Origin of the sequence: Rheinheimera sp. SA_1 (genome assembly GCF_001669775.1) — a bacterium.
Taxonomy (GTDB): domain Bacteria; phylum Pseudomonadota; class Gammaproteobacteria; order Enterobacterales; family Alteromonadaceae; genus Pararheinheimera.
In genome coordinates, this window is sequence record NZ_LXWK01000019.1 from 1 (window position 1) to 14,509 (window position 14,509).

Here is a 14,509-nt window from a genome sequence, read left to right on the forward strand (position 1 = left end):
GGACTATGCCACAAAATGGTTATGGTTTTACAATCATGAACGACCGCACAAAGCCAATGGCGGAAAGCCGCCATTGATGGCTGCATAAACTCTACTTTTAACTTCGGTTAAAAATGGGAGGATTACCGTGACATTCCAAGATTCAAAATGACCGTCGAAGCAATCGCAGCTGACGCATCTGCCCGGCATCACCATAGTTTTGCCGAGCGTGTGCGTACCTTATTGTCGGAAGCCGATTCATTTGGCTCGAACTTGCCTGTCTCCCCCTCATTCTTATTTCATTAAAAATGAAGCATTTTGCTGCTTTGTGTTGGTGACATTCGCAAGCAGTTCGGCCACGGTTTTCAGAACCTCATCTTTATTCTGATTAATAAAGAAATGATTGCCGGAAAACATTGTTACTGAACATGATTTTGTTGTTTCATGCTGCCATTGCGATAACTTTTGTTCGGACATTTTGTCCTGAAATCCACCAAATACCGCTATAGGAAAACTTACTTTCCCTGGAACCCGTTCCTTTGATTCAGAAACCAAAAAATCAGAGCGTAAAATAGGCACATAAACATTCATAAGCTCGGTATTTTCCAATATCAACTCAGGAGTGCCACCATACTCTTTGAGATTCTCCACAAACTCATCATCTGGCAAATGAGTGATTTTCTTGTAATAGACTTCGTCATCCTGCGGCGCTGAACGACCAGATACAATAATTGTTTCAGGGGTTCTTAACCCGCAGTTCATCAATCGAGCGGACACATGATGAGTGATCAGTGCGCCCAGACTATGGCCAAAAAATACAAATGGTTTATTCAGGTAAGGCTGGATCTCTTTAATGATTTGACTGCATATTTCATTCAGATCTGAAATCAAAGGTTCGGGAAATCTGGATTCTCTGCCAGGAAACTGTACACAAATCACTTCAACATGATGAGGTAACAGCTCATGCCAGTCCCGAAATGCTGAGGCACCGCCACCGCCATAATGAAAGCAAAATAAACGTAATGTGGCATTTAGCTTTGGCGAAAAACAATGAAACCAATTACTCATAGTATTTATCCATTTTGTTTTTGTAATTTGCAACTTCGGCAAACTTCGTACCTTTTTAAAAAAACAGCAGAATTTCAACTTTTATTAGTCAAGTAAAACCTGCTCATACGTATGATCTTTAGGATTTGAAGAGGTGCTTCATTCGTGATCTAATTGATTTACCAGATAAAAAGATCACATTCGCAGGCCAAACGAATGAAGCATGAACAAGATATCCGATTCTTAAACGCTTTTGAATGACTTTTTTCGTCAGTTGAGCTTGATACGCTTGGACGACAAACCGGATTTATGAAACGACGCTGCCAGGTCACGCCCCACAAGTTTTGCATGGCGCTGGTTAGCGCCCTTGGCTCTGCGACAACGAATTCAATTGCTGATATCCAGCGTCAATTTAATCATATGCATGTCACTGGCATACAGCTAAAATCATCTCATAAACAATTGGTTAAGATGGCTGCACCTGAGTTCATGCGAGAGGTGTTTGAAAAAGCATTGGCTGTGCATCTTCCAGACATCCTTACTCTGAGGGATAAGTATCAGGATGTTTTTGACCGCATTATTTTGCAAGATGGCACCAGTTTCGCGGTACATGACAACTTAATGCACTATTTTCCAGGTCGTTTAAATGTACACAGCCCTGTAGCGGTTGAGTTGCATGTCACCTATGACGTATTCAAAGGACAACCACAGAGCGTAAGCCTGACCGAAGACATTGCGCCAGAGCAGGATTACTTGCCATCAGCGTCATCATTAATTGGTTCTTATTTATGGCTGATGCCGGTTATTTTTCAAAGAGTTATATTCAGAAACTGCAAGATGCCAGCGCTTTTTCATCAGCCGCATGAGCAACAGCGTGAATCCAATGGCCGTTTGCAACAACAGCCAGCACGCAAAACCACTGCAAACATGGCTAAAAGAATTACCCAGTACAGGAGCGTTGGATTTAGACGTGCATTGGCCTAAATAGCTGTTCCAAATAGTAAATCACCCGAGGCAGGGAACTCAATTCGATTTACACGATCAGATCGGTCGCCACACTAATAAGTCACTAATCCGCATTGAGTAAGAACAAAATAGCATTTTTATACGGCGCAGAAACCCGCCGCTTGAAGAAAATTGTACATAAAATCCCGAGATAAAGACCTGTGCCTTCAGGCAAATGCGGTGTTATTGGTGCTAAAAGGTGAAATCAAGTCGCAAGTAGCCCGTGTGTTGCAAGCAGGCCGTTCATCAGTTTGGTATGAAGCAGCATGTATAGATGGCCTTAAAACCAAGGGGGGTGGGTGACCTGCAAGTCAACCAAAAGGCTTGATCTGCGGCGTATTAAAACTGCTGGTGAACCATGTACCAAGGACACTGGGTTATCCGCGGTCGCATTGGAGTAGTGAATTATTCGCACTGCAACTGCATAAGCTTTACCGTATCGTTATTCATAGCTCAACTCACAAGCGGTGATTGCCACAGGTAAGCATCGCCTGGCGTCGTACGGCACCGACGCTGTATATCCAAGACCCGGATAAAGAAGCTAAGTTAGCGGCCATGCAGGAGGCACTGGAAAATTGCAGCGCGGAACATCCGGTGTTTTATCAAGATGAGGTGGATATCCACCTGAATCCGAATATTGGTGCCGACTGGGGCTTTAAAGGTAAGCAGCGTAAGGTAGCTACACCCGGCCAGAATAATAAACACTATCTGGCGGGGGTATTGCACTGCCAGACAGGATAAATCAGTTATGTTGGTGGTGAGCGCAAGACCAGTGATTTGTTTATTGTGCTGTTAGAGCAACTGAAAGGGCAATACCGGCGTGCGGAAAGTATCATGCTAATTGTGGATAATTACATCATCCATAAGAGCAAAAAACGCAGAAATGGTTGAATGAGACCCCAAAGTTCAAGCTCTTGTTTTTACCGGTATACAGCCCATGGCACCACAAAATTGAAAAGCTATGGCATGCGCTGCATGAAACGATAACCCGTAACCGTCAGTGTAAGAACATGGATGACTTGTTGGAGCAAGTATACCACTTTATGAACACCAGCGGCGAGGAGATCCAAGCAGCAGTCAGGCAACTGCTTGAATGGGTCAGTGTTGTTGATTGGTCAAAAGTCAGGAAGGTAATTACATTATATTGTTAGATTATTTCCGGGGATCCGTCAGGTAGTACGCTCTGAGCTTTTTCGCAGTACCAGCAACGCTGTCGCCTCCACTAAGGCTTTTTCTTTACGGTTTAGCTCGCGTTCTAATTGCTTAATAAGCTTTTTATCTTCTCTGACCTGTTTTTCTCAGCGACCTTGCGCTGAGTCTCGCTCATCGTGCCCATGACACAGTCACTGCGCCATTCTTTAACCTTCTCAACCCACAAGCCTTTTACACGGCAATACTGGCTAAATTCGGCTTCAGATAACGGGGCGGTTTTAATGACCACAGCTAACTTTGCTTCTCCTGACCAACCATCAGGCTTTTGACCACTTACCGGCATTGCAGATCCTTGAGCTTTTAACTGATTACGCCAATTTTACAGCGTCTGCTCGCCAATGCCTTCCTCTCTTGCCAACAGCGCTACCGAGCGACTAACTGGCGGTAATAATTTCTTTAAGATCGCTTCTTTTCTTTCTGGGGATATAGCCATTTCAACCTGCTAACCACCCGCCGTCTAACTCAAACTACTGTGAAAAGAAGACAGGACAACTACTCTGACACGGCGGGATAGTATCAAGCATAAAGCACCCGCTATTCGTCTTCGGTTCACTGAATTAAATCAGCCCGAGACCGGTCAATGCCCCGTCGGCATCCAATCACTGATAGCTATTTTTGCATTTCAATTTGGTTAGAGGTTCTGACGACTTCATTTTTGCTGTTTAGATAAATGAGTATGGGATTGTATCCAATGGTTTCTTCTTCATTGCATTGCTGATAAGCAGCAATGATAATTGCATCGCCTGGCTGGGCGCACCTTGCCGCGGCACCATTTAATGAAATAATGCCTGAACCAGGCTCAGCCAAAATTACATAAGTATGGAACCGCACGCCATTATTAACATTGTAAATATCGATTTTTTCAAATTCTCGCAGCCCGGCCATTTCAACTAAGCTTGAATCAATGGCACATGAGCCGTCATAGGTAAGCTCTGTAGCTGTAACCCTACACATATGTAATTTGCATTTTAATAAGGTAATGTCCACTTTTCCTCCTAAGTAAAAAGACATTTGTTATTCAGCGTTTGTCAAGCGTACAACCCGACTGTTGTGTCAACACTGACATGTTCGTAAATAACAAAATTAAATTGCCGTCTACACACATTCGACGATTAAATATCAAAGTTACTCACCTTTTCCTACTCAATGCGTCGTTCACGCTTCATCTTTATATACTTCTGGTAATCATTAAATGCAGAACTATCTTGCGCGAGAGCGCCAAGGCTCTTATTGGTTATCAACGTATCCAACATTTTGGACATGTGATTTTTACTGCTGAAAAGGTGCGGTGTGGAGTATACCAAAACACTTATCTCCAATGCCTACGCCTCTGCTTCACTGATAATGGGCGTTTTTCCACCCAGAAGCAGATTCACCATGACAGGGCTTTTAACCGACTCGACGACATGCTTAACATAAGCAACAGAACACAAGCCATCCATGCTCATGACATCGGCCCCTGCATCCCGATAGCGGTTTGCCTGGCAATTCCCTGCTGCACATCACTGTTGTCTGTTCTGGCCACAACGACCATCTTGTCATGCTTGAACTTCATGACCGTATCTAATTTACCCAGGTATTGCTCGGTTGGAGTAGTGACTTGCTTATCCGTGTGACCACAGCTTTTCGGGTAGGCTTGATCTTCGAGTTGAATACCATAAATATCCATTGCATTTATAGCGTGAATTAATGTATTGAGATGGTCCGTATCACCATAGGCATTTTCGATATCCATAATCACTGGAATTTTGACAGAAGCCTTAATGTGACGATTAACGGCAAGTACTTCGTTCATGCTCATTAATCCGATGTCCGGATAACCCATGCCACTGGCAGAGATGCCATAACCTCTTACAAAAACAGCCTCGAAACCAGCATCCTCGATTAGTATTGCACTAACCACATCAAAACAGCCCGGAACTACGAGTAATTTGCCGTAACTTATTCTCTCTTTCAGGTTCATAGTGCTTTACCCATATTATTAACCATCCCGCCCCTTATAATTCACCATCTGCTTACGGGTTTAAAAGAAACAGTCATGTGATTGTCCGGCAGCACACTCATCGCTATAAAACAGAGCCAGCTACGCATAAATTGTTGCTTTATGACCAGCACATATGATTAAAGATGTTTTGCCTGCTTCCTTTGCATCAGAGTAACGTTTTTAACATGGGATATTCATTACCATGTTGTGGCGACCAATCCATGATGTCTTTGTTAACCGCGTAGGGTTTAATTTTTTTAACAAGTAAACGATGTTGCAACATTAGCCAGGTTAACACAACAGCTTTTTTATTAAGCGGCAAAATTTGGATGATAAACTTTGCTCTGACAGTTTTTTGCAATTAAGCAGATATACTGATCCACAGAAACACTCGCTTGAACCTGGCGGCATCAGAAACCAAGACGTTTATCCCGTTTATCCCGTTAATACAACATCCTATTGACTCTGCGTCAGCGGTCAGGAAATCACGAGGCATTATCCATCCACTAGCCCCATTTCATCAGTGCACGCATCGCTTAACCGCTGTGAATGCGCCATCCGCTGACATAGATGGAAGCACCAATCCTGCTCTGCCGCGACCGTCAATCGGCAACAATAAATGGCATCTGCAAGGACAACATGTTTTATCGGCTAATATCCGTCTATCAGCCCGTTGCAAAAGCAATGCAAAATCGGTGAAATATAAAAAACGCCAAGCGATCTCACGTGTAAGAAGAAATGGGTTCGTGGGAGCCTATGCACCAGCGCTGACAAGCAACTACTTGCGCCCCCTTGAAACCGTTGTGGCGTTGCCCTGAAACCTAAAGCCAGCAAGCGGGCAGCATATGCATCAGCCAACACCACGTATCGAGACTCCACTGCAAATTTCGCTTACAGAAACTGCCCCGCCAGCCTCTCACAGCAAGGCAGGCAATGATCAGAACCGCACCTCGCCGAGAGGTTACCTCCAATGCAGGCACCAGCCGATAAGCTCAGTCAGGCTGTTATTGAGTCTGCATATTATTTACATACCTCACAGTTGACACCGGGTTTTCACTTGAGTCTGCATATTATTTACATGCTTCACAGTTGACACACGATTTTCACTTGGTCATATTAAATACAAGATTGTCGTTCACACTAAGAAAGTCTTGTCGTTTGAGTGAACTTCAAACCTGTGGCCGACGGAGAAATATAGTAATAATGCGTGTAGACAGTGAAGCTGTTCCAATACCCAGATTTGTAATACCTGAAGTCACAAGTATTGGATGAAAAGATACTCCTATTAGAAGTGAATTTAAGAGACAGAATTTATCGTCGGCGGCACGATAAACCAGGTTGTTTATATACGGATATTGCGATGACTTTTCTGTCCCAGGGCAGACGCTGATAAATATCTAAAGTGCGTATAGGCCGCTCCAGGTATTAACTTTAACGAGAACAATTGTCGCTTATGGAAACTGGTATCAAATATCACATATGGCAGTACTGTGGGCACTGTGGATGCCAGCCGGCGATCGGCGATTGTTTCGAATGTCAGACCTGTTCACTCGGCCCACAACGATATTTGTGCGGCCGCTGTATGAAATTATACGAAAGGGATGAGATTCACCATCCAGCTAAGGAAAGTTTTCATCCTATTGCAGGGCTACACCAATTTAAACCTCTCATTCCTGAGTCAAGGCAGTTCACTGATGACTGGACGGCCATTCCATTACCTGATGTTCAAAAGCCTCAGCTACCAAGAATCAGCCTGATCAGACCGGAATTTTCGTCACCGCACGGCGGCTGCATTGCCGGCTATGGATTCGTGGTGAGGTTAAACAATTTAAGCATCATGCTTACGGCGCTTCATGTGCTTGATCCTATTATAAAAACCAACAATGTTGACTGTTCCATTAAAAATATCAACCACACAGGTGATGAACTGCCAGCTCTGATGCTTAAGGTTAATTTATACGACGTATTAGAAACTCGTTGGGTTTTGCATTTAGTAGCCACCTGCCACTCGATGCTGTCCCTGCGGCATGCGAGAATCGACGTCCCGGAACCCGATGCCAGCGCGGATATAGCGGCATTCGAAGTGAACGATAAGCCGGTACTAAATCCTTTGAATTTAGCAAAAAACTTGCCGCAAAAAGGGGACGCAGTATGGTTACACGTTAAAAAGGAAGATTGTGGCAACCTCATTTCGGCAGTCGTGGTTGAATGCACTGAGCAGACCCTGATCTTTCGCTTTGCTGAAATAAACGGCACAGAACCCAAATATACCAGCGGTGCCCCCTTGGTAGATCGCTCAGGAAAAGTAGTTGGAATAAATATTGGTGCAGGAAGATATGCAGGGCAGCGTTTTGGCCACGCCAATCATGTCGCCAATATACGCCGACACTTAGAATCAACTAACTCCATCAGTTTTCGTTCATCGGCCTATTAAAAGCAGGGAGCTGAAATGCAACATCAGGACCAGAGTGTTATCGATATTTTTAAGCAGGTCGTAGCCAAATATCCTGACAACATCGCACTGAAATATCAGCAGGAGCAAGTTACCTACCGGCAGTTGGATCAGTTGTCTAATAATGTGGCTGAATGTCTGCGCAACAATGGTGTTGTAAAAGGCGATACCGTATCAATATTCATGTCGCGCTCCATTAATATGTTTATCGCTATGGTCGCTGTACTGAAATGCGGCGCGGCTTTCCTGCCACTGGATACCAATAATCCAGCCCTCCGTAACAGGTTCAGTATACAAAAAGCGTCCGTAAAATTAATGATCACGGATTTGCCGTGTAATGATTTGCTTAGTGCCGACTTACGATTGATTGAGAGCAATAACAATTCGGTTTTTTGTAGTTCTTTGGCAGACTTTGTTTGCACTGATACAGGTAAAGACGACTTAGCCTATGTAATGTTTACTTCCGGGTCCACGGGGGAGCCCAAAGGCGTCAAGGTTCCCCATAGGGCGATCGTTCGTCTGGTGATTGACACAAACTATATCGACATCAAGACGTCTGATGCAATTTTACAGCTTTCTTCACCTGCATTTGATGCTTCAATCTTGGAAATATGGGGAGCGTTGTTAAATGGTGCGACCTTGGCCATTTACTCAGGGCAGATGTTTGATCCTAACATCTTCAGAAACGAAATCCGACAACATAACGTCACGATACTTTGGCTTACCGCCGGGTTATTCCATATCGTCGTAGAGAATTTTATTAACGCACTATCTCCTTTACACACACTCTTGGCGGGCGGGGATGTACTAAATCCCAATGCGGTCAATAAAGTGTTGGATACTATCGAAGGTATCACGGTGATCAATGGATATGGGCCTACAGAAAATACAACTTTTACCTGCTGTCATCGAATGACCAAGAATAATAGACCCGCAGGTACAGTACCTATTGGCACTCCCATCACCGGTACCGATATTTTTATTCTGGACGACCAACTAAAGATGGCCTCACCCGGGGAATTGGTGGTTGGCGGTACTGGTATATCCCTCGGATACATAGACGGGAATCGCGACGCATTTTTTAACGATACCAGTAAGAGTAGTGGATTGTTGTATAAAACGGGAGATATCGTACGTTATAACGACAAAAACGAAATCGAATTCCTAGGGCGCAAAGATAATCAGGTTAAAATCAGAGGTTTCAGGGTGTCCTTGGATGAAATAAGGTCGTCTTTATTAGATCTTGAACTTGTCAGTGATGCGGCGTTATGGGTACAGCAAGACCCTGGTGGTGATCAGTTTTTGGTCGCTGTTCTGAAGCCGGTTAAGAACGAAAAGCTGGAGTTGAGTCAAATACGTAAAAAACTCGCTTATACCCTGCCCAATTATATGATTCCCGACCAGTTGATTGAATCTGCAGAGCTCCCCCTTACTCGTAACGGTAAGCTTGATATTCAATCAATCCTTTTAAACCAACCCTAACCGTGGCTAAAAATGATGAAAACTATGAAGACTGAAGAAATCAAAAATATATTAACTCGTCTGTTTAACGAAAAAGATGCTTTGAAGAATGTCGACGGTGACGCCGATATTTTCGATCTTGGCGTTTCCTCTCTGACTGTGGTGGAGCTGCAAATCAAAGCAGAGGAAGCATTACAGTTAGAAACAACGACAAGTGATCTGATGCGACACTCAACTTTAAATGGCTGGATTAAGTTGTACAGCAACCTCAGTCAGCAGACTGCTGTCTAGTTGCTCTGAATGAGCCACAAATAATCATCATCAGTTCCCACAACATCTAAAAATTTGGAGTTACCTTTTATGAGTGAGAGAAAGTTTAAATTTACCCCAGAGCAACTGGCATTTTTCCGTGAAAATGGCTACATAGGTCCACTCGACCTGTACGAAGCCGAGTTTATTAAAGAAAAATACCGCGATATCCGAGCAGACATTTTCGACAGAGCTAACTGCGCCTATAACCTGCCACACAATAGCTTGTTGGCTGGTTATGACCGCCATCTCGATATCGAGTTCTTTACAAAACACATCTCTCAGCCACGGATTGTTGACAAGGTACAAGACATTTTAGGCCCTGATCTGCTGTGTTGGCGTTCTGAAATGTTCCCTAAATATCCTGGTGATGAGGGTACTGACTGGCATCAGGCAGACACTTTCGCACACGCATCAGGCGCACCGCAAATAGTTTGGCCTGGCTCTAGTGATTTCGGTGGCGCCATTACCGTGTGGACGGCTTTAACTGATGTAACCGAAGCAAATGGTTGCCTGCGCTTCATCCCTGGTACCCACGAAGAAATGTTCTACGACGAAACCAAGGATATGAAGTATTCACCGGAGATGGTTAACAATCTGCAGAAAAACGGTATCAAGCGTGGCTTCTTCGGTTACGACTACAGAAACCTGCAAAAAGACCCGAATTTTGTACCAGACGAGTCTAAGGCCGTATCTATCGAAATGAAGGCGGGCCAGTGTGTTATTTTCTGGTCCACGTTGATGCACGCTTCATATCCAAATTCAACCACAGATCAAACTCGTTTGGCGGTGACCGCTCGGTATGTTCCGACCAGCTGCCAAGTGTATCCAGGTACAGATACAGTGGAAGAATATGGCAGCATTTTGTCTCTTGATAAATATGGTGTCGTTTTGGTGGCCGGTGAAGATAACTTTAAGCACAATAAAGTTATTACTGAGAACCTGCGCGGTGTTCCATTTAAATAAGATTGAGATAATTGAGATTTATAATTTTTGTGATTTAGCTGAAAAGTCATCCCCGACAATGCCGGGGATGACTTATCACCGGTAAATGTTTGAGAGCGTAAAAAAATCTGGGTAAGTGGTATTCTACCTATGTATTTGAAAGGACAATAGAATGCCAGTATCAGACCAGCTTATCGATCAGTTGTTAGCTGAATACAAATCACCTGAAGACCTGCTCGGTGAGCAAGGTCTGCTCAAGTAGCTAACCAAAAACTTGCCGAACGAGCGCTTGAAGCCGGGATGGAACAACATCTTGGTTATGCCAAACATGATGCCGCCGGTAAAAATACAGGCAACTCCCGTAATGGCAAAAGCCGTAAAACGGTGCGTAGTATCCATGGTGATATTGAGATTGACACGCCGCGTGACCGCAACGGCAGCTTTGAACCGCAGCCGCTTAAAAAAGGTGAAAAGAGCTGCGCGGCTTTGATGAACGCATTATCTCGTTATAAGCCCGATGCATGTCGATTTGCAACATTCAGGCCCATTTTGAAGATGTCTAAGGTGTTGAGAAAAGGGGATCTATTCAATTGTTTCTGTCGTAAATTTTTTCATTCTTGCCTTTTAACTTTCCGTTGTGGAAAGTTGTGACTTTACAGTATGGAAAGTATGTGTCATGCTGAAATTGTCACAGATGCAAAAGGAGTGAACAAGATGTCAGATCAACAATCTCGAGTCAGTGCGGCGCAAGCCAAAAACATATTGCAACAAGCGGAGCTGCATAGTGTGCAAATGCTCAGACCGCCGCTGTGGTTGAACCTGCTAATGTCGATAACCAGTGGAGTGTTGATTTTTTCTATTGCTCAGGTGAACGACAATAACCCTTGGGCATTTATCGCTATTCTGGCCGCTGTTGTACTGGCGCTCTGCTACGGTTTTTATCATTATCGCAGCCGCTTGCTAGGTATTAAGCCCAAAGTGGTGCCGTATTCATATAGCAGCGCCAAGTGCTTCGGCATTGTTTTGATACTATTTTGCCTGCTCAGCATTGGGAGCCGCTCCCTGGCTCAGGAGGGCAATGGCTGGGTTGCTTATGCCGGTGCATTGTCTGGAGCTGTGTTATTATTGCTTCTCAACCATTTTTACCCTGCTGGGAAGTTGGGCAGGGAGTACTAAAGTGGCTGAAACGGGTAAATTCGATCCTTTGATCCATGCGCCGAACAGGTTGCAGATCTGTGCGCTACTTGATGCTACTGCCGAAATAGAATTCAAAGTGCTCAGAGACAAATTGTCGGTAAGTGATTCGGTACTGTCTAAGCAATTGAAATGTCTTGAAGAGGCGAAGTATCTGATTGTGCACAAACGTTCGGAGATGGGACGGCAGCGCTCCTGGTTGTCGTTATCCAGCAAGGGCAGGCAGGCATTTCATGCGCATGTTGCGGCGCTGAAAGCCATTCTTGGGCAAGCATAGGTCTGAACAGGTGTATTGGTTTTGCGCTGTGCAGACCGATAAAATTATTAAAGGTTCAGGTTCAGGTTCAGGTTCAGGTTCAGGTTCAGGTTCAGGTTCAGACAAGTCAATTGTGACTCAAAGGCCCTGTCGGCTGAAACAGCTGCAAAGCAGCATGCAAAGTACCTGCAATGGCTGGGGCAACATTGATTGGATTGCTGGTTGAATTGCCGAACGTGCAGGTTGTTCAGGAAGCGGCACAAACTGCAATAAGGCCGGATTAGGGGGGTAGCTATGGCAGTATAGCTACATTCAGGCATGGATACCTGCTGGTGAAAAAGCTAAAAAATATGCGGCAGGCTTGCCCGGTATGCCAGCCCGCTATAGGCCTGGTATGGTTTATCAATACTGTGTCGGCTTTGCTGCAATATAGTCAATCTGGCCAGGTATTCAACGATGCTGCTACAGTTTTGTACTGAGAGTGCCGGCTGGCAACGAAAGTTGTTTGAACTGTCAGCGCCGACCTTGCTGGCATCAACTGCCGTCGGACAAAATATTTCTGAACTGCCAGAGCAGAGGGCTGAATTCACATCATTCCTGCTATGCAGGTCATTGTGTTTGAACATGATGTTGCCTGTCATTGCTGCGTTATGCGGGCTGTGACAAGTTTGAATTTAGCATTATTTTGTTCGACTACGTCAGCTCTGCCTGATGGTCTGCTTGACCTGCTGTTGCTAGGCCGACAGACTCCTGACATCAACTCTGTATGACAAATGTCTGCAGGTCCTTGCGACGAGGCTCGGCGTCTAATCCGCGCAGTCGATAACTAGTCGTCCCTGAATAACCCATTTTCTAAATGGAAGATCAGGGCTCTTTTATAAATCTGCAAGTCTGCACTAACAAGCCTGCATCATCTGACGCTGACTTTGCATACCGTGCCAGAAATTTGCCAGCAACCAGCTCTAAATTTTGAGCCAAAAAAGCCGGAGCTTTTTCAGGATTTTCCGTAGATTCTGGCCTGCACCACGTAGCAGCGCGTTCATCGCATCGCCGCTAATGCCTTTAAGGTGATTTCGGCCTAACCAGCCATCAGTTTTCATGTGTCCTATGATGGCTTCTATGGCGTTTCGACGTTTGCGCTTGCGTTTAAAATGCGTGGTGATACCACGCCGCTGCCCCGCAATAAACACCCGCACATCGGCTGGCGCGTCGTTTCCTTTATATATAACCCCGATCCGTAAAGCACTGATGGACCGGCCTGCCGGTATGTGTTGTCACCGCTTCCAATGTCCGTTTGAGCGTATGACCATCATACGGATTGCCGGGTATTGCCAGGCTTGCAACAACAAACTGCTCTTTTATCGTGGTGGCTATGCTGACTTTCACACCAAATTCATACGCTTTGTGCGTTTTGCCTTTCCCGATACATTCCACTTCCGGCGCACGCAGGCTGTAAAGTTTATCTTTGCTGCGTTTATGCTGGCTTTGCAGTTGTTTCGCCTGAGCCAGTTTGGTCTTAAACAACGGCTCTAACTCTGGTTTCGTTGCCAGTTGCCGCTCTATGGACCGGCTTACCCGACCCAACCAGGTTTTTAAGGTTTTGGTTCCTTTGGCCAGCCGTTTGAACTGCTTGGTCCGCCCATAACCACTTATTTGACTTAGCAGCTCTTTGCCTTTGCGCTCAAAAGTTTGTTTCAGGCTCATGCCATTGACCCTGGCTAGGTCTGCCAGTTGTTCACGGCAACGATTAACAGCTTTGCATCGGTTGGAAAGGCCACCGCTTTTTCCATGACGGTACTGTCTACCACAACTTCCGACAGGCTGCTTTTATCAACGGTTTGGCTTTTGATACCCGCATCGACGGTCAGGCAGAGCAATAGCTCGCAGCCTTTTGCCCCAATGCGATTGCGAAACTTGGTCATCGATGTTGGATGTACCGGCAAGGTGTGACAGAAGTATTCTTCACCACAAAAGTACTGCCAATAAGGGTTTTCTACCCAGCGCTGCACCACCTGTTCATCTGACATCGCATACGCATGTTTCAAATACTGCAGGCCACACATTAGCCGAATACTCTCGCCAGGGCGAGCATCGTCACCGTATAACGGCGCAAATTCGTCATGCAAACGTTGCCAGTCGATCAGCGCGTTTAACTTGCAAAGTTCATGGCGCAAATCGAGCAAATTGACCAAAGGCTGGCGAAACAAATCGATTTGGGGTTTTGGTGAATTCTGACGTGGTTTCATCTCTGAAACTCCCGGATTTTAAACGTGTACACATCGAAAACTGGGAGTTTCAGATTAAATGAACTGTATAGATCGTCAATAGGATCAATAATTTAATTTATATTCAGGGACGACTAACTAAGGCCGTTGATGTTGAGTTGACTCCGCCAACGCCGGTCAGACTGATATCTTCAAACCATCCTCATTATACCTACTTCAGGGCAATTAATTGGCTAATTTGAAATTTTAACACACCATGTGCTTTAAGCTGTGTTAAGTTAACATCTTGGTGTGTTATATATACTGGTGTGAGCGCGTTGCTGGGTTTTTGCGGAAAAATATCCCATTAACTGTTTGTGCTCGTGAAAATATGGTTATAAATTGATTGAAGATTTGGCCTTTGTGCCGGGTGATTATTAAGATAATGTCACTTTAGTTTG

11 protein-coding genes and 4 pseudogenes are annotated in these 14,509 nt (G+C 44.9%); 10 read left to right on the plus strand and 5 right to left on the minus strand.

The genetic code is table 11. The annotated features are described in order from the left end of the window. Positions 1-88: integrase core domain-containing protein (locus A5320_RS22045; RefSeq protein WP_147291831.1), on the plus strand; the 88-nt coding region annotated here is incomplete at its 5' end. A gap of 185 nt (positions 89-273) precedes the next feature. Here the strand turns inward: A5320_RS22045 and A5320_RS19370 are convergent. After that, a complete protein-coding gene (locus A5320_RS19370; RefSeq protein ID WP_068069155.1) occupies positions 274-1,047 on the minus strand; it encodes a thioesterase II family protein in 774 nt (257 codons plus the stop codon). Between the two features lie 195 nt (positions 1,048-1,242). Here A5320_RS19370 and A5320_RS19375 point away from each other — a divergent pair. Together A5320_RS19375 and A5320_RS19380 are read left to right on the plus strand one after the other, a co-directional pair. Beyond that, positions 1,243-2,008 (plus strand): annotated as a pseudogene (locus tag A5320_RS19375) (IS4 family transposase); the annotation flags it as partial. Between the two features lie 112 nt (positions 2,009-2,120). Next, positions 2,121-3,182 (plus strand): annotated as a pseudogene (locus tag A5320_RS19380) (IS630 family transposase). A gap of 104 nt (positions 3,183-3,286) precedes the next feature. On the opposite strand, the gene A5320_RS21805 reads toward A5320_RS19380, so the two are convergent. The 3 genes from A5320_RS21805 to A5320_RS19395 all read right to left on the minus strand — a co-directional run bounded on the left by A5320_RS21805 (position 3,287) and on the right by A5320_RS19395 (position 5,206). Continuing rightward, complete coding sequence (locus A5320_RS21805) at positions 3,287-3,526, minus strand: hypothetical protein (RefSeq protein ID WP_082971918.1); 240 nt, start codon at positions 3,524-3,526, stop codon at positions 3,287-3,289. 326 nt (positions 3,527-3,852) lie between these two features. After that, entirely contained in the window at positions 3,853-4,230 is a 378-nt protein-coding gene (panD, locus tag A5320_RS19390; protein ID WP_068069156.1) for an aspartate 1-decarboxylase, read from the minus strand. Positions 4,231-4,687: 457 nt separating this feature from the next. Then, complete coding sequence (locus A5320_RS19395) at positions 4,688-5,206, minus strand: isocitrate lyase/PEP mutase family protein (protein WP_068069157.1); 519 nt, start codon at positions 5,204-5,206, stop codon at positions 4,688-4,690. Between the two features lie 1,603 nt (positions 5,207-6,809). On the opposite strand from A5320_RS19395, the gene A5320_RS19405 reads away from it, so the two are divergent. The 7 genes and pseudogenes from A5320_RS19405 to A5320_RS19435 all read left to right on the plus strand — a co-directional run bounded on the left by A5320_RS19405 (position 6,810) and on the right by A5320_RS19435 (position 11,865). Then, the gene (locus tag A5320_RS19405) at positions 6,810-7,661 is read left to right on the plus strand and encodes a trypsin-like peptidase domain-containing protein (RefSeq protein ID WP_068069159.1); all 852 of its coding nucleotides are present in this window, start codon (positions 6,810-6,812) and stop codon (positions 7,659-7,661) included. Positions 7,662-7,676: 15 nt separating this feature from the next. Next, positions 7,677-9,161 carry an amino acid adenylation domain-containing protein gene (locus tag A5320_RS19410; protein ID WP_068069161.1) on the plus strand — a complete coding sequence of 495 codons (1,485 nt, stop codon included), beginning with the start codon at positions 7,677-7,679 and terminating at the stop codon, positions 9,159-9,161. Positions 9,162-9,185: 24 nt separating this feature from the next. Continuing rightward, positions 9,186-9,431 carry an acyl carrier protein gene (locus tag A5320_RS19415; RefSeq protein ID WP_068069164.1) on the plus strand — a complete coding sequence of 82 codons (246 nt, stop codon included), beginning with the start codon at positions 9,186-9,188 and terminating at the stop codon, positions 9,429-9,431. Between the two features lie 69 nt (positions 9,432-9,500). Beyond that, on the plus strand, positions 9,501-10,415 hold the full coding sequence (locus A5320_RS19420) for a chlorinating enzyme (RefSeq protein ID WP_068069167.1): 915 nt from the start codon (positions 9,501-9,503) through the stop codon (positions 10,413-10,415). A gap of 151 nt (positions 10,416-10,566) precedes the next feature. Next, positions 10,567-10,903 (plus strand): annotated as a pseudogene (locus A5320_RS21810) (transposase); the annotation flags it as partial. A gap of 205 nt (positions 10,904-11,108) precedes the next feature. Next, entirely contained in the window at positions 11,109-11,570 is a 462-nt protein-coding gene (locus A5320_RS22050) for a hypothetical protein (protein WP_068069170.1), read from the plus strand. A 1-nt stretch (position 11,571) separates the two neighbouring features. Next, positions 11,572-11,865 carry a transcriptional regulator gene (locus A5320_RS19435; RefSeq protein WP_068069173.1) on the plus strand — a complete coding sequence of 98 codons (294 nt, stop codon included), beginning with the start codon at positions 11,572-11,574 and terminating at the stop codon, positions 11,863-11,865. A gap of 941 nt (positions 11,866-12,806) precedes the next feature. Here the strand turns inward: A5320_RS19435 and A5320_RS19450 are convergent. Further along, positions 12,807-14,090 (minus strand): annotated as a pseudogene (locus A5320_RS19450) (IS5 family transposase). Positions 14,091-14,509 lie beyond the last annotated feature (419 nt).